Genomic DNA, 25,269 nt, shown 5'->3' with positions numbered 1-25,269 from the left:
AGATTAAGTTTAATCTAGAAAAGTACTCTAATACTTCAATAGCCATATAAAACCCAATTGTTTTTTGCTTAGGTTAGTAATCTTTATTGAGTTAGTCTTACAAATTTGGTTGTGTCTTGTAATTCTGGAAAATACCGACAATCACTAAATTTTAAATTACTTATTCTCGATTATTCTAAAATATTCTTTCCACAAAAGACCTGACCTTTTTAAGTCATGGAATTTAGATATCGTGAAAAACAATTTTTGCTATTAACCAAGGATAGATTTGTCGTAGTATTCTAAAAGTTTTGAGCTTTATCCTTTATATTTTGATCAAAAAAAGTATCGCAAAAAAGAGCTCTTAAAACATCATTCTTAAATTCTGACCTGAAAAACTTTTATCCGTAACAAATGAGACTATACGAAATAGAGCTGCTCCAAACCAGCCAGCTCCCAAACAGTAAAAAACATCTAATGATTGACTCCATATAGCATAACCACTCAAACCAAACATCCAACCACCATAAACGGCTCTAATTTCTGAAACTCCTCTTCTTCCTTTAGGAATTATACCTGCAATTGCAGCCATTCGCTTAGGTCTCACAATAGCTAACACTCCAAAAAAAGCAGTAAACAAAGCTCCAATTATATGTAATGAATTTTCCATATTATTTGTATTTAAGACACACAAAGAAAGTAATGTCATCTCAATAAACCATTGACTTGGGTTAAGAAACATAATCTGAAAAATTTACATCATTTATCTTTTGTTTTTCCTATATATCATTAACATAAGTTTATGGGAATGTTTTCTTCATTAAGGATATGCAAATTAAAGGCATTTCTTAAAAAAAATGAGCAACAAATTTAAAAGCTGCATTTTTCATAAGAAGTCTTTTTGAACATTTATTCATTCTTCTCAAGAGCAACATTCATAAATGCTAAATAATTAAACCCTATCCCATTAGTTTGATGACATTAAACTTATTTATTAGAACAGACCTTGTACCTGTCTACCTAAGTGTTATCAATTTATATCTTACTTAGATACTCTTTTTACTACATACTCTAAATGTAGCTTAAAAAAACTATAAGAATTATTCCTAATTCTTTATATATAAAAATTTAAAAACTAATTGCATGTAGTCTTATGCATACTTTATAATAACAATTAGGTGAGTCCGGTTTAAAATCCACTTGAAGTTAAGGAAATTATTTTTTAAAAATCCTTTTTCGAATACGACTTAAACTCTCTGGTTGTACACCTATATATTGGGCAATAAAATATTGAGGAATTCTATTCACTAATTTTGGTTTATTTTCTAAAAAAAAAGAATATCTTTCTTCTGGAGTACTTGTCAACAACGATTCTGTATCTCTATCTTTTTGAATGAACAAATTTTTATAAAATATTTCTCCAATTTTATCCCAGTTCAAAATTTGATCTGATAATATATTGACACCGTCTTTTGACAATACATATAATTCACAATCCTCAATGGCTTGAATTGTAATTTTTGAAGGCTTTCTTGATACGAAACTTTTAAAATCCCCTACCCATTGACCTTCCTCAAAAAACTGAATTATGCGTTCATTTCCATTAATAGTATAAAAACTTCTTAATATACCTTTTTGTATATAAGCTTCAAAATTGCAAACGCTTCCTTGGGAATGTATAATCTCGCTTGCTTTTATTAATTTTGGATGCAGTTTACTTCTTAATAAATGAATATCCTTTTCTGTTAAACAGATAGCTTTAGAAATCTGTTTAAAAATGTTTTCGAATGCTATATCTTGTTGACTAGATAATGGAGAATTCATTATTATTAATTTATTTCTTTTGGAAAGATATCAAATATAAAATTAGTTATTTCATAAAATTGTTTTAATACTTTTGTAACATAAAGTATCTATATTTCAAGTTGTATTCTTAGTAGAATTATACTATTATTAGAGTCATAAATTTAATTGTTATAATTGTAGTGTGTCGTTCTTAATCTATAGATATATCTAATTACTCATACTCACTCAATAATAAACAGGTTTTTATGTTTTTATGAATCTTTTTTTATTATCAATAAGTAGTTTTAATAGGATTAAGGATCCAATAGGAATTAGCTCAATACATCTTCTTTACTAACAGAAGGCTTTCTATAATTTTTTTGCTTCTTCTAATGATTCACATTCCATAATAAATGCACGTTTGTTTAAATATATTTAATTAACTCGTTATTTTACTTATGCGTTAGTTTCCACTCTTCAGAATCCATACAGAATGAGGTATTTTTAAAATTAGGGAAGCCTTGTTCTTTCTCATATTTTTTCATATCCCAGGTTTTTGTAAATACTACTTTGATCATAAATCGCATCGCTTTTAACTTGTTCTTAAAAGTTTGTTTAGCTTCTGGCATAGTCGAAAGGTATTTTTGTGCTATCGTTAGAAAATCGTCTGCTTCTTTACCCGTAATATTCTTGACAATGCTATTAGGAGCATTAAAACCAAAAGTTCCTTTATGTGCTTCTTCGACATAATGTGCTACTACTTGCGAAGCATCTCGCTGTGGATAACCGTAGGCTCGTAGTACTTTATACATCATAGTATTAGACATCTTTATAGCTTTTACCTTTCTACCTACTATCGTACCGATAATATTTGCCATTTGTTTAGCATTCAATACTGCTTTTCCTGTCACTCGATAAGTTTTATTTATATGCGCCGAGGGGTCTTTGAGAATGTGTGCAGCGACCAAACCTATATCTTCATTAGAGGGTGGTGCATTTTCTCCAAAGTCTGGTAACATACCAAATTGAGTAAGCGGAGCTGGTGTCATAAAATACACAAAAGCAAACAAACCAGGGTTTAATACTGTTAATTTTGTTTGTTTTAATCTGCCAAATATTTGATCTACTAACCAATGTTCTTTGGTATAGATTGAAGGATGTCTATTCGATGAAGTCCATTGTGTTAAAAGAACTACATGTTCGATTGCTAATTCTTCTAAAACCGTTGCAAATGTGGCTCCTTGAAATAATACATTAGGATAGGTAGGCACAAAATATGCCCGTTGAATTCCTGTCAAAGCTCTTCTAACATCTTTTATATCTTCTATATCTCCTACAAAGATTTCTGCTCCCATTTTTTTAAGTTCTTGAGCTTTCTTACTATTTGGATTTCTTACAAATGCTCTAACCTCGACACCTAAGTTCAATACTTCTATTGCTGTTGTAAATCCCGTGTGGCCGTTTGCGGCCGTTACCAATATTTTCATTTGTTTTAAATTGTATATACAAGTTAATTATTAAAAAAAAGGATTACTTAAACCCTTTTTCAAAAGCAGAGAATGCTTTTACAGATTTTTCTCCTAACATTTCATGTACTTCATCCATAGCATTCTCCCAATTGGGTAATACTTCTTTCACCTTTTTTACTCCTAATTTTGTTAAAGCGATTGATGGGCGGTTTACTGCTCCTGTTTTTATAACATATTTTTGATTCATTAGCCTGACTAAAATTCGAGTTAATGATGAAGTCTCAAAATTTAATATACCAGCAATTACATGTTGCTCTGATTCTCCCATCTTATACAATGCCAACATTATACTTAACTGACTTTGTGTAACTCCCTTATCCTTTAAATGCTTACGGTAAATGTTATCTATTCTTCGAGAAAGACCATTTATTCTTGCTCCTAAGCATTGTTCTATTTCGTACTTCATATCTACAAATATATAAATTTGAATTGTATATACAAGTTGTAAAATAATTATGCCTTGATATTTTAAATTTGAATACATGAATTCTCTAATTTCTGTAGATAAATGTATTAAGTTTATTGTTTGTAATTTTCATAATCACTTATGTCCTTATTTTGCCATAAAAGATTAATAATATTCCATTCATTATTTGTTTTTACAAGATGAAGATATTCGACCCAATTATCCGAAATCAATTTAACGTTTGCAATTTGGTTATAAATATCCAGGATGATTGCTTTATTGTTTGGTTTTGGAGGAAATCTGGTACCTGATTTATTCCAGGACTTGGCAAATTCGATCATTTGCTTATAAGTAGTCTCGTGTATGATTTCGTTTTTGTTTTCTGAATTGAATCCAAAACTTCTTTTAGCTAAATCAGGGTGAAATACCTTTTTCATCAGTTTTGGTTTTAGTTCTTGCAATGCTATTAAATAACCTAATGATATATTTTTGATTTCTAATGAATCTTTTTGAGTTACAGGGGCGGCTAAATTAATATTATCTCTAGAAGGAAATTTAATCTTAGCTATTGATTTATTGGTATTATCATATACGTTTAGAGTGATTAAGTTTCCTTTTTCGTCGTATTCTTTTTTTCCGACCGCAAAATCAGAACTATTGTTGATCAATTCTCCTTTGGCATTATGGTATGAGAACTCTATATGGTTTCCGTTTTTATCGTATGTATCTCTATATGATGCAATACCAGAAGAATTTTCTTTAACCATAAGGTTACCATCCAAATTAAAAGTTTCATTTGGAAAATTGTTGTTATCATATAAAATACCTGTAACTCCGAAATCAAAATAAGGAGCAATATTAACCAATGAATCATTTAAATTATATCGTTTTTCAATAACCAATTTTTTATTTTTTTCCCAATAATATCTAGTTACTTTACAATTTGATTCCATAGGTTCGTTTTTCAGATCGAAAAAATGAAGTGCATATTTAAATCCATTTTTATCATAATGAAATACTTCTTTATATACATCTCTGTCGTTTACTGTGCGATTACCGATTTTATCAAAATAAATACAAGTCTGCATCTTGTTTTCATACTCAAAAATAGTTTTATAGGCTCCTATAGTATTTAAAAAATGATCTTCATGAAAACTATAATCATGGTTTATAATTTCTATAAGTTGTTTAGTATCATTATACTTAAAAATGTAATGAGCAGTTTTTTTTGCTTCGGCAGAACTTATTTCATGTATACCCATATATGGGATATGTGGCGAAACATGATTGTACCTTAATTGCCTATAATACTTTTCGGTTACCGTATTTTGAGCAACAACAGTTAAGGTGACAAATAAGCATAATAATGTATTTATTGATCTCATAATTTCTATGTTTTACAAATCTTTTATCTTACTATAAGATAAGCATTTACCTTTTATGCAATTTTAATTTATGATTAAATTTCTAGACAAAAATTGAAGCTTCTATTGATGATGTATATCATTGTTGTGCTTTATTAAAAAACTCCTTAATTGAGCAATAGACCAAATCGGGAGCTTCTATTTGAGGGTAGTGACCAATGTTCGCTAATTCAACTACTTTGGCATTACGTATTCTTTCTATATATTTTTTAACTACAGGTAATCCAGAAACAGGATCGGCAATGCCATTAATTAATTTTTGTGGAATAATTGTTTTTTCGAGCATATCGACCCAATGCTTTCCATACTGTTTACGCTCAGAAATATAATGTAAAAGTTTACCCATAATTTGTTTTCCATTATTGTAATTAATTAATATCCAGAGTTCTTTTATTTCTTCTTTAGTAGGTTTTGTGTTTTTACCAAAAAGAATTGAAAAATTCTTTTCAAACTTTTTCTCATTAAATAATCTAAGTACTAGCACACTAAGAGGTGATACTAATATTTTCTGAATTGAAGTTGGTTTATGAAGTTCTGGAAAAAGAGCACTATTTAACCAAATAATTTTCTCTACAGTAAAACCGAGTATACCCATATTTGCATGAACCAATACCTCTTGACCTACAATAGCTCCATAATTATGAGCAATCATCTTTATGTTCTTTATTTCTAATTCTGTTAACAAGCAATTTATCATTTCGGTTTGGTCAGCAATTTTATAATCATAGTTTCGAGGTTTATCAGAAAACCCAAATCCTAAAAAATCGGGACTTATAAGTCTATACTTATAGCTAAGTTGTTCCCAAATTTTGTGGTAATCATAAGAAGATGTCGGGTAGCCATGTAGCAATAGAACTACATCTTTTTCACTCTCTTTGGTATCCTTATAGAAGATTTTATTCCCTTTGTAAGTAAAATAATTTCCCTCACTTTTCCATTTTGATAAGTTCCCAGGTAAAACCATATCCTATAATTTCTAAATTCTTCTAAACTCTTTTTTTGATACTTATCGATATTCTATTTCTATTCTCTAAATGCTTAAAATAACTGAGTACTTTTCACATGATGTACCTTCTATTTGCAGCAACAAATACCATTGGGGGAAGCAAAAAATATTTATCAGATTGATATAATGCTTTTTACGAATATACAAATTCAACTTGTATATACAATTCAAATAAATCTAATTATAAATTCTTTAACTTTATTATGAACAAGTATTAGCATACCATAAAAAAATTATCAGTTCTATAATCCAATTAAATTTTTAAATCAAATATAAGGTTATAAAGAGCTTATCTTAAGAAGTTATTTATGGTTTTGTAAAGTAACTATACTCATTTTTAGAACTAGATCTCTATTGTGCTATTTCTAACCTTCCAAATAATTTAGAATTCTTTAACATTTTATATACATATTATTTGGTAGGTTTGTCTGTTATGAAAATTGGGGATTTAAAAAATTACATTACCTATATTTTTATTGTCATTTTCCTTTCTCTGAAAGTGGCAGGCTTGCATGTACTTACTCATAATGATGATGGTATAGAACATTGTGAAGTTTGTGATCTCGTTTCAATAACCAATTTTACTCCGGCTGCTGTTAATGACACCAGCCAAAACTATGTAAGTAGCACTTTTGAGTTCTATACTCAAAAAAATGTAATAAGTCACTACAACTTCATTTATAGTAGTGATGTAAGTATTACAAATCTATTTTCGAGACCTCCTCCTTTTTTAGCATAGTTATTATACTCTATTTTCATTTTTAACGATTAAACTCTTTCTTTTAAGCGATTACTCATCAGGTTTTATGCTTGCGAAATTTTCTTAAATCAATGAAATGGCGTTACCTATAAATGCCAATTCTCATAGCCTTAAAAGATAATTCGGTTTATGTTTTCATAAGCTTTGACTTTCTTCTGTTACTCATGTTTTTAGGATCTAAAACTTAACGACTTTCAATTTTAAGTACTCTAATTTAGACTGTAATCACATATAACCCCAAGGTTATAAACATTTAGATATAAGGAATGGGTATTCTCTTATTTAAAACCTCAGTTTAATTACTACCACTTAAGATTATACCTCTATTAATTAATGTGATCTCTTTTTAGAGATACAATAATACTTTAAACACAATGCTTAGAGCAAAAAACTTGTCAAAAACCTATAACGGAAAAAAAGCAGTAAACAATGTTTCTTTTCAAGTAGAACAAGGTTCTATATTCTGCCTCCTTGGTCAAAATGGGGCAGGAAAAACCACAACTATTAATCTATTTCTTGGTTTTATAAAACCCGATAGTGGGCAAATTTTAATCGATAATGAAGAGATTGAATCCAATACTACTTCTATAAAGAAAAAAACAGCCTATATCCCAGAGACAGTTCAGCTATATGGGAACTTATCAGGAATAGAAAATTTAGATTTTTTCAGTCGTTTGGCTGGGTATAAATATCCTCAAGAAAAACTACAGGAATTTTTGACTAAAGCTGGGTTACAGGAAGAAGCACATCTACAACATCTGTCTACTTATTCTAAAGGAATGCGTCAAAAAGTGGGTATTGCGGTTGCTGTTGCAAAAAATGCTGATGTAATTTTTATGGATGAACCAACATCTGGTCTTGATCCTAAAGCATCGGCTGAATTTACTACAACTTGCAAAGAACTCGCTAAAGAAGGTAAAACCATATTCATGGCTACACATGATATATTCAACGCGGTACATGTAGGTACTACTATCGGAATCATGAAAGAAGGTTCCCTTGTTCAACAGATTAAAACAAGTGGTATTGATGCCAACCAACTAAAAGAACTCTATTTAGAAACCATTTAAAAATTACCCCATGAAAAAAGAAGTTTTAATTATTTTATTTGCCATTATTTGTCAGCAAAGTTTTTCTCAAATCAATATTAAGGGCAAAATTATTGACGAAAAACAAAATATCATTCCCGGTGCTACTATTTCTTTTGATATTGAAGAAAAAAAAGAAGGAACTATTTCTAATGAAAACGGAGAATTCAACTTTATTTTACAAGAAACAGGAACTTATGAAGTTAAGATAAGTTATGTTGGTTTTTATGCGATCACCAAGGCCTATGATTTTCTAGAAAACAAAGAGTATGATCTTGGCACAATAACGCTAAAAGAAGATGTACTACAACTTCAAACCGTAGAGGTAGTCGGGCGTACAAAACGAGATTACAATAGTGACTATTCTTTTTCTGCGACCAAAATGGCCATTGCAAACAAAGAGCTACCACAGGCTATAGCCTCGGTAACCAAGGAGTTAATTGCCGACAGACAGGCCTTTCACTTAGCAGATGCCGTAAAAGTTGTTAGTGGTGTTAGTCCATCTAGTTTTTATAATCAGTACAATATAAGAGGTATAAGCCAAAACGAAGAAGGGCAGATCATTAATGGTATGCGTACTCGGCAATATTATTTCTTACAGCCACTTACTTCTAACATAGAAAGAGTAGAAGTTATAAAAGGGCCTGCCAGTGCAACTTTTGCCAGTGTTGATCCCGGTGGAAGTATTAATATGGTTACTAAAAAACCTTTATCGGTAGATAGAAAAGAAGTGAGCTTGAGTGTGGGTAGTTTTAGTACTATGAGAGGGACCTTAGATTTTACCGGGCCACTTAATGAGTCAAAAACATTACTATATCGTATCAACGGAGCATACCAAACGGCACAATCTTACCGTGATTTAGTAAGTAATAAATCAATATTATTATCACCATCCTTCAGTTATATTCCCAATGAAAAGACCGCCATCAATGCAGAGTTTATTTTCAATAACATGAACGGTAATCTAGACCGTGGCCAACCTATTTTTGGTGCTGTAGCTGGTCAAACCAATCTTAACAGCACACCGATAAGTCTTAATTTAGGAGCTTCCAGCGATTTCTTCAAATCTAAGGAAGTAATTATTATGGGGAACCTTTCTCATAAATTCAGTCCTAATATTACTTTTAATACCTCTTATATGAAACAAACCTGGACCGAAGATTTACAGGAGCATCGTACTACAAATACATTTGCTGTAGATATTACAAACGAGCCTATTCCCAGTTTGGTCGCTATGCGATTTGTACAACGAAAGCAGTTTTGGAGCATTGATAATGTGAACAGTTATTTCAATTTTGATTTCAAAACAGGATCAATAGATCACAAATTATTGGTTGGGTATGATTTGCACTACTGGAAAAAACTTAAAGGAGGTGGTCAAAACTCAGCACGAGGGTATTTATTAAATGATGGTAGTGTCACCAGGTCTTTTGAACCAGCAAATGCATCAGATTATCAAACCATTACTATTGGGGGGAATACATTGCCCAAACCCAATGTCAATCATTTTGACTTAGCAAACCCATCATACACGATACAAAATATTCAAGATTATACCATCAATTCGCGTATCGCAGTTCCTTCTGCATTAACCATGAGTAATGCTGTATACATCCAGGAGCAGTTGAAATGGAACAAATTCTCTCTATTATTGAGTTTAAGAAATGAGTGGTTCGAAGATATAACTCATTATAAAGCAGCTAATGAATCTTCTTTCACAAACCAAAGACTTCTTCCCAGAATAGGTATTACTTATGCCATAAATGATAATATTAACGTGTATGGTACTTATCTAGAAGGTTTCCAACCGCAATCCAATACTGTAACCTTACTCCCAAGTACAGGTCAGTTTTTTTGGGCTGATGAATCGGCTTCACGGTTCAAACCTTTGACTTCTGATTTAAAAGAAATAGGGATGAAAGCTGATTTGTTTAATAAAAAGATAACAATGAACATGGCTATCTACGAAATTAATCAGAAAAACATTCTAATGAGCGCCAATGACCCTACGCAGCCTGATTTATTGGTGCAACGTGGAGCCGACCGTAGTAGAGGATTTGAATGGGATATGGCAGGATACTTACTACCCAATTGGCAAATAAATGCTTCTTACAGTTATATCGATGCAATTATCGTAACCGATGCCGATGTCACTTTGGAGGGTGCCAGAAAAGAAAACGTACCAAAACATAGCGCAAATCTATGGACTCGTTATAACTTCGACAATGGGTCTATATTAAGAGATTTGGGTATTGGGTTTGGCGTACAACATCAAGGAAGTAAAGTACCTTGGTTTACACGTGATTTTGAAGTACCTGCCTTTACCATTTTTGATGCAGCACTGTATTATACTCCTACAAAAAGTAATCTACAGGTAGCTGTAAATGTGGGTAATTTATTCGATGAAACATATTGGTTGGGTGCACAAACATATACACGTTTGTTTCCTGGAGCTCCTAGAAATATAACGCTTACAACAACTTATAAATTTTAAATCTATGAGAAGGTCAGTAATCATATTATTCGCCAAACAATTATGGCAAACCACCTTTAGATCCAAAGTACTGCATATTACTATGGTTTTGGTGATTGTTTTAATTGCATTTGCTGCTTATAGTGGGTGGGATAATTACAATACTCAAAACCGTATTCGTAATTTTTATCAGGAAGAAGCCAGGCATAGCTGGGAGAGTAACCCAGATAAGCACCCACATCGTATGGCGCACTACGGATCCTTTGCTTTTCGCCTAAAACACAAACTAAGTCTGTTTGATTTTGGAATGGAAAATTATACGGGGAATGCCGTTTTTTTAGAAGCTCATAAACAAAATACAATAAATTTCTCTGAAGCAAGCCTTTCTACAGGCTTGCTTCGCTTTGGAGAAGTAAGTTTGGCTATGTTGTTAAAAATCATTTTTCCATTGCTTATTTTTTATTTAGGATTTGGAGCTTTAGCTGGTGAACGGGAAAATAACACCTTAAAAATAATGATTAATCAAGGGGCAACCTGGTCAGAAATATTTTTTGGTAAATCTCTTGGATTAATGAGTCTAGCCATGTTTTTCTTTATTCCTGTAATTATAATTACTCTGTTATTCATGTTTTTGGCAGAAGGCAATCCGATAACATCTTCTGAATTACTAAGATATTTTATATTGATATTGAGTTATGTACTGTTTTTTGGTATTATTAGTAGTATTACTATTCTAATTTCTGCAATGAGTAAAACTGCTAAAGATTCTTTGATAAAACTCTTAGGAATCTGGCTCTTCTTTATCATCATACTTCCTAAAACACTTCAAGCTTTTGGACATTACCTTTACCCTACTCCTTCGAAAATAGAATTCGAATCTATTGTAGAAAATGACTTGATAAAAGAAGGGGATAGTCACAATCCAGATGATATTCATTATAAAGCTATTAAAGATTCTGTACTCCTGGCAAATAATGTTGAATCTGTAGACCAATTACCTTTTAACTATGGAGGTTTTATTATGAGTCAAAGTGAAAAAATCAGTGCTTCAATTTACAATCAGCATTTAAATAATTTATTGTCTACATATAAAAGTCAAAATGCTATCGAAAGGTTCTCTGCTATACTCAACCCATACACAGCAATAAAACATATTTCTATGGCTTTTTCGGGAACTGATTTCGCTTCCTATATTAATTTTCAGCATCAGGCAGAACGCTATCGTTTTCAACTTGCACAAGAAATGAATTCGTTACAAATGAAATTCATTCCAAACAAAAAAACAGATACTCCTAGTATTATAGACAAGAGTCATTGGGAAGCTTTTCCTGATTTCAAATATGATCATTTACCTGTATTCTCTATTCTGAAAAACGAAGCACTATCCATTTTCTCTTTAATTCTTTGGAGTATTCTTTCAGTTATAATCATAAAAAAAATATCTAAAAAAACAAAAGTCTTATAACTATGTATTCCTTATTATTTAAATCTTTTATTAGAACCAAAATAGCGGCTATTTCTCTTGTACTTCTTCTGGGAGTAGGTATAATAAGTGTTTTTATTGGAAAACAGTTTAATATAAAGCAAGAAAAAGCAATTATTGAAGCCAAATCGTTTCAAGAAGAGAGTATTAAAAGAAATGTAAAATATCATAATGATGACTTGGGTCTGTTACTTTATTATTTACGTTTTTCTCTAGTTAAGGAATCAAATAGTTTAACAGGGATTTCTATTGGTCAACGAGATGTAAATCCCTCGATATTAGCAGTAACTATACGCGGTCTTGAAGGGCAAAAATATGATACCGATTTTGAGAATCCATCCCTTTTACTCTCAGGTAATTTAGATCTTGGATTTGTAATCATTTACTTGTTTCCGTTGGTGCTTATTACGCTAACATTCAATTTATATTCTGAGGAAAAAGAAGGAAAAACTTGGCGGTTAATAGCCACTCAAACCTCCTCTCCTCTCAGCTTTTTATTTAAAAAACTATCTATAAGAGTATTTTTTTTATATGTAGTATTAGCTATACTTTTTTTATTGGCTATTATTATTTTACAACTACCAATTAATGAAGCTCTTATGGCTTTTATAACTGTGAGTGTTTTGTATTTGGCATTTTGGACTTCTCTATGTTTTATTATTATTTCTTTTCGAAAAAATTCGAGTTTTAATGCATTGACATTACTTTCTTTATGGATCGTACTAACCATATTACTTCCTGCTTCGGTAAACAATTTTGTCGTTAATACATATCCTGTACCAGAAACATTAAAAACTATGGTAGAACAACGAGATGGATATCATAAAAAATGGGATATGGCAAAAAAGGTTACTATGGATAAATTTTTTGCTCACTATCCACAGTATAAAAAATATCCTGTTCCTGAAGACAAATTTAGCTGGCTCTGGTATTATGGAATGCAACAAATGGGTGATGATGAATCTATAGAATCTAGTAAAGTAATGAAGAAAAAAATAAAACTAAGAGAAAAAGTAAGTGAGGCAATATCTTTAGCAATACCTACTATGCATGCTCAATTAACCTTTAATCAAATTGCGCAATCCGACTTAAATAATCACCTACTCTTTTTAGATCATCTAGATAAGTATCATGAAGAATTAAGGCTGTACTTCTATCCCAAAATATTCGAAAATTATCCGGTTAAAAATGAAAATTGGAAGGAATTTAAACCAAAATATGCATCTATTGTACATACCATTAATTGGGCCAATTCTATACTTCCATTAGTATTAATCACAATAATTATTTCATTAATCAGCTTTTTTAATTTGAGAAAGATCTAATATATGTAGAGGAGTCGTACATACAAAAACTCTATACTATTAATCGATTTCCCTTCGGGAAAAGAGGTTCAATCACATTTGTGATTGAACCTCTTTATTTATTTATATTTTCTAAAAACTTAGATAAATAGCCAATACCTTATACTTACCTTAGTGTATATAAATATCTAATAACCATATTAATTAGTATAAAAAAATTGATCATCTGTGATTTTTTATAATTCTAAACGAATAATAGAGTAAACAACAATTAATATGATTTTGAATGAAGAAACGTTTATTAAAATCTTAAGAAGCAATAAAGGCATTCTTTATAAGGTTGCAAATTCATATTGTAAGAATGTCAATGACAGAGAAGATCTTATTCAGGAAATAATTATACAATTATGGAAAGCATGGCCAAAATATGATGATACCTATAAAGTATCAACCTGGATGTATCGAATAGCCCTAAATGTGGCTATCTCATTTTATCGTAAATCCAATTACCAAAGAAGTAAATGTGATACGTTTAATGAGAATTTGGTTTCTACAGTACATAAGCAAAGCTCTGATAGTACAGAAAACATAGAACAACTCTATCATTTTATTGCTGAGTTAAGCGAGTTAAACAAAGCACTAATTCTTCTTTATTTAGAAAAATATAGCTATGAAGAAATGGGTACAACTCTGGGTATATCTACTACTAATGTTGCTACCAAAATATCAAGGATAAAAAAACAATTAAAAGAAAAATTTAATAACAACTAAAATGAATTTAGATAACATACAAGAAGAATGGGGTAATCATTATAACCGGTCAATTGAAGGTGAAAATTTAGTGATTCAATTATTTAAAGAATCTAAGTATAAAAAAATTGATTCTAATGTAAAACGAATGAAAACACAAAGTGTGTTATATATGATTTTCAATTTGTTAGTCATCATTTATGCCTGGATTGTTTTGGTAATACACTTCAAAAGTATTGGTATTTCTGTTTCGGCGGCACTATTAATACTACTGTCTAAGGTTGTATTTTATAAAAATGTATCTCAATTGAATTTGATGTCGAAAATTAAGTATACCGAACCTATTGTAAAACTTCAAAAAATTATTGAACATCTTAAATTAAAAAGGCTGAAACACAATCAGTTCATTTTTATTCTCTCTAATATCTATTTCTGGTTACTTATGATTGTCTTTTTTTCTATGGATCCATTAGTCTTGATCCCAGAAATTTGGAAAAAAGCGGCTATTGTTATTATTATACATGTTGGGTTTTCTATACTATGGTTTCCATTATCTTTTTGGATCTTAAGTAAATATGGGGCTCTAGCGCAAAACTCTCCTTTTTGGATACAATTGGGTAAAAACTCTTTACTTACAGACGAATCTGCAAATTCTTCTTTGAATAGAACACTCTCTTTTTTACTCGAAATAGAAAACTTTGAGACTAATAATTAATTCTAAAACGATTTCTTGCCTTTTATCAAGAAAAATTAACTCAAAACAAAATAAGTTTGAAATTGGTCACTAATCAAGGAATAATATTAAATAAACAGAGATCTTATAGAAAATTTAAATTGAAAACAATTATAATCATAAATGATTTTATAACATGAACAGTTTAGTAGCATTTATTCAACACATTATTCCCATTACCAAAGCAGAAGCCATAGCTATAGCTCAATCTTTTGAATATAAAGAATTAAACAAAGGAGAATTCATCGTTCGAGAAGGTAAAATTAGTGATGACTACTACTTTTTTGAAAAAGGGCTATTACGAACATATTTATATGACATCGAAGGTAACGAGGTTACTACTGATTTTTATACTTCAAATTCTGTTGTTTTTGAGGTTACTTCTTTTTTTCAAAGAGTGCCTTCGCAAGTAAATATACAAGCAGTTACCGATTGTCGGGGATATCGATTTTCATATCAACAACTAAACTCTCTTTTTCATAACAAACCAGCATTTAGAGATTTTGGAAGAGCTATCTTGGTTAAAGAATTTATTGCTTCAAAAAAAAGAACTATCTCGATGATAAATCAAACAGCAGAACAACGATACATTGCTCTTTTACAATCAAATTCAGAAATTATTATGAATGCTCCCTTAAAACATATTGCATCCTATTTAGGCATAACAGATAGTACTTTAAGTCGTATTAGAAAAGATGTTGCTAAAAAATAAATATTGAATCTTCAAGCTTCTAACTTTTAAAAAAGTAGTACTACTTTATGTATTTTATCTTTTTTAAGAATTCTTCTTTATATGTTTTTCCGATAGGAATTTTTTCATCTGCTATATACACCAAGTTTCCCGATACTTTTTCTATTTTCTCAAAATTTACAATATAAGAACGATGAGTTCTTACAAAATTATCGTCATGTAGTTTTTTTTCCCAATTATGTAAACTGTCTAACAATAAAATAGACTTTTCTTTAGTAACCACTTTTACATAATCTACTTCGGCTTTTAAATATAAAATATCATCAATAGTAATTTTATAAATGGTCTTGTCTGCATATAGAAAAAGTTGTTTATTGATTTCGTCATTTGTAATCTGTATTTGATTTCGAACTCGGGTAATCGCTTTAAAAAAACGTTCATAAGAAAATGGTTTTACCAGGTAGTCCAATACATTTTCTTCAAAAGCATCTACTGCATAATCTGGATAAGCAGTAGTTACAATTACTTTTGGAGGGTGGATAAGTGTTTTTAAGAATGACAATCCATTTAACTCAGGTAGCTGAATATCTAAAAACATAAAATCTACCTTCTTTAGTTCTTCAAACCTAATATCCAATCCACTTTCATATACTCCTAAACAGTTCACAAACGGAGTTCTATCAATGTAGTTTTGTAACACTTCTTGCGCACCGTGTTCGTCTTCTATAATCAAACAATTTATCATAATGAGATGGTGAGTATTACTTTAAATACATTATTTTCTTTCTTAATCTGTAATTGATATCGCTCTGGATATAATAACTGTAATCTCCTTTGAGTGTTTTTTATCCCAATACCGCTTTCTTGCCAATTTGCATCAATCTCTGGCTTCTTATTTTCATTATATGGATTTTCGCAATAAAAAGAGAATTGATCTCTTTTTAATACTGCCCTAATTCGTATCCGATGGTTTTTACCTTTTAAGATACTGGTATACTTAAATGCATTTTCTACAAAAGGAATTAAGAGTAATGGAGCTATTTCTGTTTTCGGATTATCAATATCTTCAAAAAAATCAGCTTGTATTTTGGTAGATAATCGTTCCTCTTGTAAACTAATGTAATCTTTCACATGAGTAATCTCATGAGATAAAGTTACTTTTTCTTTTTGGCCTTCATGCAATACATATCTAAAACTGCTAGATAACTTTAAAATCAGATCTGGAGTTTTTTCATCTTTTTTTAAAGCATTTGCATAAATATTATTTAGTGTATTAAATAGGAAGTGTGGATTTATTTGTGCTTTTAATGCACTGAGTTCTGCTTGTTGTTTTTCTTGTTTTGTAGTATCTAATTCAAGCTGTTTAGCATATAATTTTTTAATAGAATGCAAAGCAAAAAAAGCCAAACTAAAGGAGAAATACGTCACCCAGCTAGAAACTACATATTTCCAGCGATGATCTTGATGATCTTTATGATCTTCTGTAAGGTGAAAAAAATTATCTGCATAATAATGGATTAAAGCGTTGCTACTAAAAACAAGCAGTACTAAAACAATATACTTCTTCTTATTTTTTAAAGGAAAGAACCACAGGTACATGACATATGTAGGTACCATATTAAATACCAATGTAACTAGCTCATGCATAAAACTCATAGGGTACCCTCCTTCTCTTCCCAGATACTTTATATATGGAAAAAAAAGTACCATTCCCCAAAAAAGCAGATGCAATACAGGTTCTGCTTTTTTTAGTTTTGAATACATAGCGTTATTACTCACACGTTCTTTTATTAAACCTTACTAAGGTATTACTTTTCTTTATGATAAATCATCAAGTCTTTTATAGATGCCTTTGCAAGAATGGTTTCTTCTTGAGTAGAAGCACCACTTATTCTGAAAAGTATATGTCCTCCCAGAAGTGGATTATAATCTGTACGTTCGAAAATAATACTATCATTAAGAGAAAACCACACTCTATTCTCTTTTTTACCAATTTCTACACTCACCCATTGGTTGTGATTCATTATGTTTTCTTGTTTCCGAAGATGAAAATCGCGCTCTAAGGAAGAAACATTTTTGTAAAAGAATGGAGTATAACCGTGAGACTTATTATTAAATGTTACATTATAATGATTCATTTCTCTTCGCCATTCCCAAATATCGTCGGCAATAGCATTCTTTTCGGGTAAGGTTAGCTGTATAGTTTCTTTGGCATCAGAAGCAGAAAATAACACAATTAATACCGATGCCTTTGACAACGCCTTTATTTTATATTGTATTACCATATCTCCCTGGTAACTTTTAGGACTTACCAAAAAGAAACCATCAGAGCTATCAATTTCTTCAAAAACAAATTCATGATCCTTAATCGAGGTTTTACCTTTTCCTATTGTTTTCCATTCTGAAAGTTCTTGAGAAGAGATTTTTTCTTCAACAAAATCATTTGGTTTACAAGCTGTTATTGTTAAAATAAAAATCAATATCACTGTTGACAAAAAAGAATTTATCTGCATTACGTATAGTTTTATTTGTTTTACTTTTTTTAATTGCTAGAATGATTATGTCTATATTCTCGCTCTTTTCTATTTCTTGCTCTATCCTCGCTTTTAAAGAGTGTATATTTTAGACTAAATAAAAATCCTAGTGTTTGTGACTGAAACTTCCAAACGGTACGTTGGTTAAACTCGGGAGTACGTATATTTCGTTTCATCAAATTATTATCTAATACATCTATTACTCTTAAGTTGGCCGTTAATTTATTATTCATAAATTTTGCCCTTACCGCCCAATCAACTCTATGTCTTGGTTCTATATAATTAAAAGCATTTTGCCTTTTAGGTGTATGCCGATATGTTATATCTGTACTTACTTTTTTAGTAATTTTAAACGTATTCTTTAATTGTAGATTAGACGAGTATAATTCATCCCAGGTAACCAGATTGTTCTGATCTGTTATTGTGTAGTAATAATTCCCTGTAAGCACTGTATTCCAATACTTTGCAAATCTATATTTTAGAGTTGTTTCGATACCTAAGGAATGGTTTATCCCAATATTTTGAAATGAGATCACTTGTACATTATTATCTTCTATAGTATTTACCCAAAGAATAACATCTTTTCTGTAACGATAAAATGTTGCAACAGACCAATTTAATTTTCTTTTATTATTTTGGTAATTAAGTTCAATGTTATCACTCGATTCTGGTTTTAACCCTGGATTACCATCAAATCTAAAAAAAGGGTTTCCTAGCTGAAATGGGTTAATATGATGTAAATTAGGTCTGGAAATTCGTTTACTATACCCTAAGCCCAGTGTATTATCTTCACTAAAGGTATAGGCGACATGAATTGATGGAAAAAGATTAGAAAAATGTAGATCCGTTGTAGACAAATTTAATGTGTTTTGAGATTTTGACGAGAAATATTCATACCGCAATCCAACTTGCCAATCCAAATTTTTAATCCTAAATTTTGTAAGTCCGTAGATCCCTAATAGCTCTTCTTCATAATCAAATATATCTAATGTAGACACTGTATTATTTGATCTAAAAAACTGTTGGTTTTTTGTATCACTCTTATTCCAGGATGCTCCTGTTTCTATTGTAATCTTTTCTGAAACAGGTAATGCATAGTCTAATGATATGGCATGGATTGTATTATCTTCTTCTATTATTTGATCAAACAAAAAAACATCATCTTCAAAATCAGAAGCTGGATACTCATTTTTATTATCATTAAGATTATAGTCAATCTCTAAAAAATGTCCTTCTTTATTAAATCTTCTACGATAATTAGCATTAAAAACAGAAGTAAAATGTGAATGTGCGGAGTTACGGGTATAAATAAAATCGTCACGATCAGTCACATCAAAATATTGAGAATTATTGTAGAAACTGTGATAATCATCGGTATAATCAAACCCCAGAGAAAATTCATTATGCTCATCTATAAAAAAATCTAATCCGATTATTCCCCTTTTTATTTTTCCATTAAAATCGTGGGGAGTAAAAATACTTTGAGTATCACCATTTATAAAAGATCTATTAATGGTTTGTTTGCTATCCATTTCTCTTCCAGATTGCGAGGCATTAAATCTTAAATTCATAAATGAGAGGTTATAATTTCCATCAATACCATAACTATATCGCTTTGTTCCCAATGCACTATTAAGATTAAGATTAAATCCTCTATTCATGTTTCTTTTCAAGATCACATTAATAACACCTGATAATCCATCTGCCTGATATTTTGCTGATGGAGAAGTAATAATTTCTACAGTTTTTATAGAAGATGATGGGATTTGCTCTAATAACTCTACTGCGTTTAAGGAAGAAGGTTTCCCATTGATTAACAATTTCACATTATCACTACCTCTTAATGAAATATTACCAGTTCCTAAATCAGTCTGTATATCTGTTATTTGATCAAAAGCTTCGAGGGCTGTAGTGCCAGATTGTTGAATATCTGCTCCTATATCGATAATTTTTCTATCGATTTTAAGCTGTGTGGTAGTTCGATCAGCCTCGATAACAATTTCGTCCAGAGTACTTGCCATCGATTGCAGTCTAATTGAAATATTGGTTGGATCACCAATTTCAGAAAATTGCACCAAGGCAGTCTGGTAACCAATAAAACTAACTTCAAAATATGTAAATATTTTGTCTGTCTCTAGTAGAAATTGACCCTTATCATTAGTCGAAATACCATCAACTAATTCTCCTTTATTGTTATAAACTGCTACTGTAGCATAAGGAATAATCTCTTGAGTTGTTTGGTCTTTTACCGTTCCTTTCAACATTTTTATTTCCTGACCACTCATAATTGAGAATCCTATAAAAAAAAATAGTATAAAATTTACTGTTCGTATCATTCTTTCGATTTTGATATTTCAAAAGTGATACGTCTATCTTTTTTAGAAAATTTTAATCTGTGAAAGTTCTCAGTTCATCTGTTAACTGCTTAAAACTAGTTTCAAAAAACAAGAAATCTTTATAAATCATACTATTACTTTTATTTTTTGCTTAAATTAAGGTTTCAAAAATATTTTTTTTTGAACTCTTTTAAACCTTCACTCATACCCTAAAGATTTGTGTTTTGGATATTTTAATACCATAATACATCACTTTAAAACAAATCATAACAGGAATACAGCAATCACTTTGAAATAAAGAAACAAAATTAAAAGTGACTTTTTTAGACATACTGTGTCTAAACTATTTAGAGGGATTATATGTAATAAAAATACAGGTTGAAGAAGACAGAACTGGATGAAAATTTAGAGGATAAAGAGCTTGTTTACAAAATAGCCAAAAGTAAGGATACTAAGCTATATGCAATTCTTTATGATAGATATGCAAAAACTATATATAATAAATGCTTGAGTTTTGTAAAATCTAATGAGGAGGCACAAGATTTAACACATGATATTTTTGTTCTTTTATTCGCCAAGCTAAAAACATTTAAAGGAAATTCTAAATTTTCTACCTGGTTGTACTCATTCACCTATAATTTCTGTGTGAATTATGTACAAAGGGTTCAAAAAAAGAAAAAAGAGAAAATCGTATCTATCGATGATATTATCGTTGAGTACCCATCTGAAGAGATAGACGACGAGGATATGATGAAACTAAAATCCAAAAAACTAGCAATGGCGCTAAAAAAAATTGACCCCGATGATAAAATCATTTTAATGATGAAATATCAGGATGATCTATCTATAAAAGAAATCGAAAAAACCCTAAATATTGGCAGTAGTGCCGTAAAAATGAGACTAAGCCGAGCTAAATCTAGATTATTGAGCTCGTATAAAACTTTATAACATCTTTTAAACCTAATACCCCAGGAAAAATGAAAAATCCATTTAAAAAAATTATTCAAAATGAAGAATTGCCTGCTTCTCTTAAGAAGAAGGTACTTGATGATGTTGAAATAGTAAAGCTATCACTAGATCTGGCCGATTTATTTGCTATAAAATATCCAAATTCTCTTGAAGAACTTTTTAAAATAGTAAGTCGTTCTAACAAAAATTAAGGTTTAACCTCTAAAAATCGTATGGAAAAATTTCTAAATTTTAAATTGATTGAAAATATATTTAATGAACTGTATGAAATTATACCCAATATAATTGGTGCAATTTTGTTCATTTTAGTCGGATGGATGATTGTAAAACTCATTCTTTTTATATTAAAAAAATCCTTGAAGCTAACCAAAATTGATACTTTGGTATCTAAAATTAGTGATAACGGGTCTCTTTTTAATTCTGCTACCAAAATTGAACCTACCAAAATAATTCTAGCTTTTGTTAAGTGGTTTCTAATTCTCGTATTGGTCATTGTCGGAGCTGATATGTTTGGTTTAAATATGGTTTCGAATGGTGCAGGAAGGTTAATCGATTATTTACCCAAAATATTCAGTTCGATTGTAATTTTAGGATTAGGATTATATCTGGCATCTCTAGTAAGAAAATCTGTTTATGCCTTGCTAAAATCTCTGGATCTTAATGGATCCAAACTAATAAGTTCTATACTCTTTTTTAGTATCGTAGCCATTGTGGCTATTACCGCTTTAAATCAGGCAGGTATCAATACTAGTATTATAACAAATAATCTTTCTCTTATTCTGGGGGCTTTTTTAGCCACTTTTGTACTTGCCTTAGGTTTAGGTTCCAGAGATATTGTATATAGATTATTACTTGGTTTTTACTCTAAAAAGAATTTTGAAGTAGGGCAAAAAATTAAAATCGAAGATGATGAAGGAGTTATTATTTCTATCGACAATATTTGCATAACAGTAGAAAGGAATGACAATAATAGAGTCGTCTATCCTATTAAACTTATAGCAAATAAAAAAGTTGAAATTATTAGTTAAACACTTCATCAAACATATCAGTTTTCAGGAACAGATACATTGTTATGTAGTATAAACAATAAACGTTTACAAGAGTAGTACACAAAAAATTTCAACATCAAAATATTTATCATATCCCTTTTATAAAAAGTATTCATAAAAATTATACCCAAAATCATAAAAAAGAGACTTAAAAGTGACTTTTTATATTCTTATGTGTCAAAACTATATAACAGATAAAATAGAAGTTTCATACTTCTTATAAAAAGAGAGAGATGATTGTATTGATTACTATTCAGATCTTAATACTAATAGTTCTAATTATACTAATAGTTCGTAATTGGTTTGAATACACAAAGGATAAGAGACAACTACATAAGATTAATAAAGAAAAAGGAAAAATTTAGGGGGTCCAAAAATTACATCATGTATGTTTTTTTGGATGATTACGTTTTTTATAGCAGGTCGGTTGATAAGGGGACCATAAAAATCAACTGGCCTCTATAAAGAATGGACATTTTTTACCTCGCAGTACAGTTGTGTATTTTCTTCGATGTAAGGATTACCACATTTTGATCGTTAAAATATCCTAATATTTATTAACACAATCGTGTTTTTTAAAACCAATTGCCTCTAGTTTCCGATATTTGGAAAAAAACAAATCTTGAAAAGAATATTTTTATTTTTAGTACTCGCTTGTCATTTTTCTGTATACTCACAATTTGATATTAAAGGAATTGTCATAAATAATTCGAATAAACTTCCGATAGCAGATGTAAGCGTTCTTGATATAGGTAGCAACATTAAAGTTTTTACCGATGCTGATGGTAAATTCTCTATAAAGTCTTTAGAAAAAATAATCTTTTCTAAAGATGGTTATACCGAAATTACTATAGACATTAACAAACATAATCGTACTAAGGACGGGTACATTATAATAGCATTAACTCCTATTACAAATTTGGTAGAGGTGGTAATAGAAGATTATTTTCGTCCACAAAAACATAGGTATGCAACAGAAGCTATCTCTTCTATCACGACTAGTGATATTAATCGTGGAAACCCAATAGAGCTACATCCTATTCTTAATAGAGTTGCTGGTGTTTTTATGCAAAATGGTACTTTAAATACCAATAGAATTACAATTAGAGGAATCGGAGCCAGAAACTTATTTGGTACAGCTAATATAAGAGCCTATTTTGGAGATATTCCATTAACCGATGGCAATGGAGAATCTTCTATAGAGGATTTAGAGCTTGGTGCTTTATCCAGTATAGAAATACATAAAGGTCCTTCTTCAAGCAGTTATGGTGTAGGGTTAGGAGGAACTATCTTATTTCGACCTCAATTTGCAAATACAAATACTTCTGAGAGTGAATTCACTACATCATTCGGGAGTTATGGACTAAGAAGAGTTTTGGCAAAAGCTGCTATATCCAAAGAAAAATCTAATGTTACAGTACTCTATAGTAACAATCATACCGATGGCTATCGTGATAACAATGAATACGATCGAAATACAGTAACACTGGCCTCTGGTTTTGATATTGGAAAGAAAAACAATTTTTCGGTTATAGGGAGCTATGTTAATCTTAATGCAGGGATCCCCAGTTCATTAAATCAGGAAAATTTTGAAAACAATCCTAGACAAGCTGCATTTACCTGGGGACGTGCGCAAGGAAATGAAGATGTAGATTATGGAATATTAGGAGTAACCTGGAAACATAATTACAATCCAAAAATATCACATAACACCAGTATTTTTGGTTCTTTTAGAAATAATGACGAATCTAGACCTTTTAATATACTGAAAGAAAATGCTACCAGTTTTGGTATGAGAAATCGAGTTTTAGGAACTCATCTAATTGCTAATCAAGAATTAAACTGGACCTTGGGCGGAGAGTTATTCTTGGATTATTATACCGGTAAGACCTTTGAAAACTTATACCAGGATTTCCCTTCTGGTACAGGTAGTGTACAAGGTAATCAACTTTCTGATCTCGATGAAAAACGATACTATTACAACATTTTTGCCGAAACAAAATATAAGATTAGTGAGAAATTTAAAGTAAACTTAGGTGTAAATCTCAATCAGACTTTTTTTGATATCGATGATCAATTCTTATCTGATGGAGAAGATAGCTCTGGTAAATTTGATTATGATCCCATACTCTCTCCCAAAATAGGAATAAACTATACTCTAAACCCTCAATTTACCTTCTACGGAAACATTGCTCATGGTTTCTCTACTCCAACTACTTCAGAAACGCTATTACCCGATGGTCTCTTTAATCCCGATATAAAACCCGAAATAGGATGGAATTATGAAATCGGTACCCGATATAGTTTATTACATGATAAACTATATGGTTCTGTATCACTATATCAATTTAGAGTTAAAGATCTCTTGGTTTCAAGAAGAACCGTCGACGATAATTTCTTTGCTATTAATGCTGGAAAAACTACGCATAATGGCGCCGAAATAGAATTAAATTTCGATATTATAAAAGTAAACTCTGGAGTATTAAAATTCTTTTTCAATGCATCAATATATGATCATACATTTGATAATTTTACAGATTTAGATAATGATTTTTCGGATAACGATCTTACTGGGGTACCTTCTCAAGTCACCAATTCTGGGATCGAATTTATAGCTCAAAAAGGGTTTTATGGTAACCTCAGCTTTCAGACTGTAGGTAAAATACCTGCAAATGATGCGAATGCATCATTTAGTAAAAACTATGAATTGTTACATGGTAAAATAGGATATAAAAATAGTATTGGATCTCACTTTACGTACGATTTATTCTTTGGGGCAAACAATATTCTAGACACAAAGTATGCATCTCAATTACAAATCAATGCCAGAGGATTTGGAGGCAATGCACCAAGATATTTCTATCCTGGTTTACCATTTAATGCATATGGAGGGATTAACATAAGATATAGTTTAGCATCATCTCGTCAAATAAATTAAGATGGTAAACTGGTACGATTAATTAAAAAGCT

The 25,269-nt window shown here is 30.5% G+C and carries 22 protein-coding genes; 12 read left to right on the top strand and 10 right to left on the bottom strand.

Translation table 11 applies throughout. From position 1 onward, the window contains the following. Nucleotides 1-343: 343 nt before the first annotated feature. From NNH57_RS01460 to NNH57_RS01435, 6 genes are all read right to left on the bottom strand, one after another. Nucleotides 344-649 carry a DUF4345 family protein gene (locus NNH57_RS01460; protein WP_074407961.1) on the bottom strand — a complete coding sequence of 102 codons (306 nt, stop codon included), beginning with the start codon at nucleotides 647-649 and terminating at the stop codon, nucleotides 344-346. A gap of 545 nt (nucleotides 650-1,194) precedes the next feature. Beyond that, on the bottom strand, nucleotides 1,195-1,803 hold the full coding sequence (locus tag NNH57_RS01455) for a Crp/Fnr family transcriptional regulator (RefSeq protein ID WP_074407962.1): 609 nt from the start codon (nucleotides 1,801-1,803) through the stop codon (nucleotides 1,195-1,197). Between the two features lie 413 nt (nucleotides 1,804-2,216). After that, a complete protein-coding gene (locus NNH57_RS01450) occupies nucleotides 2,217-3,251 on the bottom strand; it encodes an NmrA family NAD(P)-binding protein (RefSeq protein ID WP_108808530.1) in 1,035 nt (344 codons plus the stop codon). 43 nt (nucleotides 3,252-3,294) lie between these two features. Next, nucleotides 3,295-3,699 (bottom strand): MarR family winged helix-turn-helix transcriptional regulator, encoded by a 405-nt coding sequence (locus tag NNH57_RS01445; RefSeq protein ID WP_132065845.1) that lies wholly within the window; start codon nucleotides 3,697-3,699, stop codon nucleotides 3,295-3,297. Between the two features lie 113 nt (nucleotides 3,700-3,812). Continuing rightward, nucleotides 3,813-5,084 (bottom strand): nuclear transport factor 2 family protein, encoded by a 1,272-nt coding sequence (locus tag NNH57_RS01440; RefSeq protein ID WP_108808529.1) that lies wholly within the window; start codon nucleotides 5,082-5,084, stop codon nucleotides 3,813-3,815. 118 nt (nucleotides 5,085-5,202) lie between these two features. Then, nucleotides 5,203-6,087: an alpha/beta fold hydrolase gene (locus NNH57_RS01435; RefSeq protein ID WP_074407966.1), complete on the bottom strand. Its 885-nt coding sequence runs from the start codon at nucleotides 6,085-6,087 to the stop codon at nucleotides 5,203-5,205. Between the two features lie 475 nt (nucleotides 6,088-6,562). On the opposite strand from NNH57_RS01435, the gene NNH57_RS01430 reads away from it, so the two are divergent. The 8 genes from NNH57_RS01430 (at nucleotide 6,563) to NNH57_RS01395 (ending at nucleotide 15,432) form a co-directional block, all read left to right on the top strand. Then, nucleotides 6,563-6,868: a hypothetical protein gene (locus NNH57_RS01430; RefSeq protein WP_074407967.1), complete on the top strand. Its 306-nt coding sequence runs from the start codon at nucleotides 6,563-6,565 to the stop codon at nucleotides 6,866-6,868. A gap of 395 nt (nucleotides 6,869-7,263) precedes the next feature. Next, on the top strand, nucleotides 7,264-7,959 hold the full coding sequence (locus tag NNH57_RS01425; protein ID WP_108808528.1) for an ABC transporter ATP-binding protein: 696 nt from the start codon (nucleotides 7,264-7,266) through the stop codon (nucleotides 7,957-7,959). A gap of 10 nt (nucleotides 7,960-7,969) precedes the next feature. Continuing rightward, nucleotides 7,970-10,471, top strand: a complete 2,502-nt coding sequence (locus tag NNH57_RS01420; RefSeq protein ID WP_108808527.1) for a TonB-dependent receptor — start codon at nucleotides 7,970-7,972, stop codon at nucleotides 10,469-10,471. Nucleotides 10,472-10,475: 4 nt separating this feature from the next. Beyond that, nucleotides 10,476-11,915: an ABC transporter permease gene (locus NNH57_RS01415; protein ID WP_074407970.1), complete on the top strand. Its 1,440-nt coding sequence runs from the start codon at nucleotides 10,476-10,478 to the stop codon at nucleotides 11,913-11,915. A gap of 2 nt (nucleotides 11,916-11,917) precedes the next feature. Next, on the top strand, nucleotides 11,918-13,258 hold the full coding sequence (locus tag NNH57_RS01410; RefSeq protein WP_074407971.1) for a DUF3526 domain-containing protein: 1,341 nt from the start codon (nucleotides 11,918-11,920) through the stop codon (nucleotides 13,256-13,258). Between the two features lie 255 nt (nucleotides 13,259-13,513). Next, a complete protein-coding gene (locus NNH57_RS01405) occupies nucleotides 13,514-14,008 on the top strand; it encodes an RNA polymerase sigma factor (RefSeq protein WP_074407972.1) in 495 nt (164 codons plus the stop codon). 1 nt (nucleotide 14,009) lies between these two features. Continuing rightward, complete coding sequence (locus NNH57_RS01400; protein WP_074407973.1) at nucleotides 14,010-14,702, top strand: hypothetical protein; 693 nt, start codon at nucleotides 14,010-14,012, stop codon at nucleotides 14,700-14,702. Between the two features lie 154 nt (nucleotides 14,703-14,856). Beyond that, entirely contained in the window at nucleotides 14,857-15,432 is a 576-nt protein-coding gene (locus tag NNH57_RS01395; protein ID WP_074407974.1) for a Crp/Fnr family transcriptional regulator, read from the top strand. 40 nt (nucleotides 15,433-15,472) lie between these two features. Here NNH57_RS01395 and NNH57_RS01390 read toward each other — a convergent pair whose 3' ends face one another. Genes NNH57_RS01390 through NNH57_RS01375 form a run of 4 tightly spaced genes read right to left on the bottom strand, consistent with a single transcriptional unit; the run spans nucleotide 15,473 to nucleotide 20,281 of the window. Next, nucleotides 15,473-16,156 carry a LytR/AlgR family response regulator transcription factor gene (locus NNH57_RS01390; RefSeq protein ID WP_082994880.1) on the bottom strand — a complete coding sequence of 228 codons (684 nt, stop codon included), beginning with the start codon at nucleotides 16,154-16,156 and terminating at the stop codon, nucleotides 15,473-15,475. Continuing rightward, nucleotides 16,153-17,190: a sensor histidine kinase gene (locus NNH57_RS01385; protein WP_132065849.1), complete on the bottom strand. Its 1,038-nt coding sequence runs from the start codon at nucleotides 17,188-17,190 to the stop codon at nucleotides 16,153-16,155. Before NNH57_RS01385 ends, NNH57_RS01390 begins: the two co-directional genes overlap by 4 nt. 29 nt (nucleotides 17,191-17,219) lie before the next feature. Then, nucleotides 17,220-17,924, bottom strand: coding sequence for a hypothetical protein (locus NNH57_RS01380; protein WP_074407976.1), 705 nt, complete (start codon nucleotides 17,922-17,924; stop codon nucleotides 17,220-17,222). Between the two features lie 29 nt (nucleotides 17,925-17,953). After that, nucleotides 17,954-20,281, bottom strand: coding sequence for a TonB-dependent receptor (locus NNH57_RS01375; RefSeq protein WP_108808525.1), 2,328 nt, complete (start codon nucleotides 20,279-20,281; stop codon nucleotides 17,954-17,956). A gap of 378 nt (nucleotides 20,282-20,659) precedes the next feature. On the opposite strand from NNH57_RS01375, the gene NNH57_RS01370 reads away from it, so the two are divergent. The 4 genes from NNH57_RS01370 (at nucleotide 20,660) to NNH57_RS01355 (ending at nucleotide 25,237) form a co-directional block, all read left to right on the top strand. After that, on the top strand, nucleotides 20,660-21,229 hold the full coding sequence (locus NNH57_RS01370; protein WP_074407978.1) for an RNA polymerase sigma factor: 570 nt from the start codon (nucleotides 20,660-20,662) through the stop codon (nucleotides 21,227-21,229). A gap of 29 nt (nucleotides 21,230-21,258) precedes the next feature. Next, nucleotides 21,259-21,441 carry a hypothetical protein gene (locus NNH57_RS01365; protein WP_034243360.1) on the top strand — a complete coding sequence of 61 codons (183 nt, stop codon included), beginning with the start codon at nucleotides 21,259-21,261 and terminating at the stop codon, nucleotides 21,439-21,441. Nucleotides 21,442-21,462: 21 nt separating this feature from the next. Further along, a complete protein-coding gene (locus NNH57_RS01360) occupies nucleotides 21,463-22,278 on the top strand; it encodes a mechanosensitive ion channel family protein (RefSeq protein WP_074407979.1) in 816 nt (271 codons plus the stop codon). 643 nt (nucleotides 22,279-22,921) lie between these two features. Continuing rightward, nucleotides 22,922-25,237 (top strand): TonB-dependent receptor domain-containing protein, encoded by a 2,316-nt coding sequence (locus NNH57_RS01355; RefSeq protein WP_234423403.1) that lies wholly within the window; start codon nucleotides 22,922-22,924, stop codon nucleotides 25,235-25,237. The last annotated feature ends 32 nt before the right edge of the window (nucleotides 25,238-25,269 follow it).

Origin of the sequence: Aquimarina spinulae (assembly GCF_943373825.1) — a bacterium.
GTDB classification, from domain to species: domain Bacteria; phylum Bacteroidota; class Bacteroidia; order Flavobacteriales; family Flavobacteriaceae; genus Aquimarina; species Aquimarina spinulae.
Note: the sequence above shows the minus strand (reverse complement) of the source record. Positions and strands in the feature narration are given on the sequence as shown.

Coding starts and splice junctions, on each gene's coding strand:
- NNH57_RS01460 (WP_074407961.1), bottom strand. CDS start 649: ATGGAAAATTCATTACATATAATTGGAGCTTTGTTTACTGCTTTTTTT.
- NNH57_RS01455 (WP_074407962.1), bottom strand. CDS start 1,803: ATGAATTCTCCATTATCTAGTCAACAAGATATAGCATTCGAAAACATT.
- NNH57_RS01450 (WP_108808530.1), bottom strand. CDS start 3,251: ATGAAAATATTGGTAACGGCCGCAAACGGCCACACGGGATTTACAACA.
- NNH57_RS01445 (WP_132065845.1), bottom strand. CDS start 3,699: ATGAAGTACGAAATAGAACAATGCTTAGGAGCAAGAATAAATGGTCTT.
- NNH57_RS01440 (WP_108808529.1), bottom strand. CDS start 5,084: ATGAGATCAATAAATACATTATTATGCTTATTTGTCACCTTAACTGTT.
- NNH57_RS01435 (WP_074407966.1), bottom strand. CDS start 6,087: ATGGTTTTACCTGGGAACTTATCAAAATGGAAAAGTGAGGGAAATTAT.
- NNH57_RS01430 (WP_074407967.1), top strand. CDS start 6,563: ATGAAAATTGGGGATTTAAAAAATTACATTACCTATATTTTTATTGTC.
- NNH57_RS01425 (WP_108808528.1), top strand. CDS start 7,264: ATGCTTAGAGCAAAAAACTTGTCAAAAACCTATAACGGAAAAAAAGCA.
- NNH57_RS01420 (WP_108808527.1), top strand. CDS start 7,970: ATGAAAAAAGAAGTTTTAATTATTTTATTTGCCATTATTTGTCAGCAA.
- NNH57_RS01415 (WP_074407970.1), top strand. CDS start 10,476: ATGAGAAGGTCAGTAATCATATTATTCGCCAAACAATTATGGCAAACC.
- NNH57_RS01410 (WP_074407971.1), top strand. CDS start 11,918: ATGTATTCCTTATTATTTAAATCTTTTATTAGAACCAAAATAGCGGCT.
- NNH57_RS01405 (WP_074407972.1), top strand. CDS start 13,514: ATGATTTTGAATGAAGAAACGTTTATTAAAATCTTAAGAAGCAATAAA.
- NNH57_RS01400 (WP_074407973.1), top strand. CDS start 14,010: ATGAATTTAGATAACATACAAGAAGAATGGGGTAATCATTATAACCGG.
- NNH57_RS01395 (WP_074407974.1), top strand. CDS start 14,857: ATGAACAGTTTAGTAGCATTTATTCAACACATTATTCCCATTACCAAA.
- NNH57_RS01390 (WP_082994880.1), bottom strand. CDS start 16,156: ATGATAAATTGTTTGATTATAGAAGACGAACACGGTGCGCAAGAAGTG.
- NNH57_RS01380 (WP_074407976.1), bottom strand. CDS start 17,924: ATGCAGATAAATTCTTTTTTGTCAACAGTGATATTGATTTTTATTTTA.
- NNH57_RS01375 (WP_108808525.1), bottom strand. CDS start 20,281: ATGATACGAACAGTAAATTTTATACTATTTTTTTTTATAGGATTCTCA.
- NNH57_RS01365 (WP_034243360.1), top strand. CDS start 21,259: ATGAAAAATCCATTTAAAAAAATTATTCAAAATGAAGAATTGCCTGCT.
- NNH57_RS01360 (WP_074407979.1), top strand. CDS start 21,463: ATGGAAAAATTTCTAAATTTTAAATTGATTGAAAATATATTTAATGAA.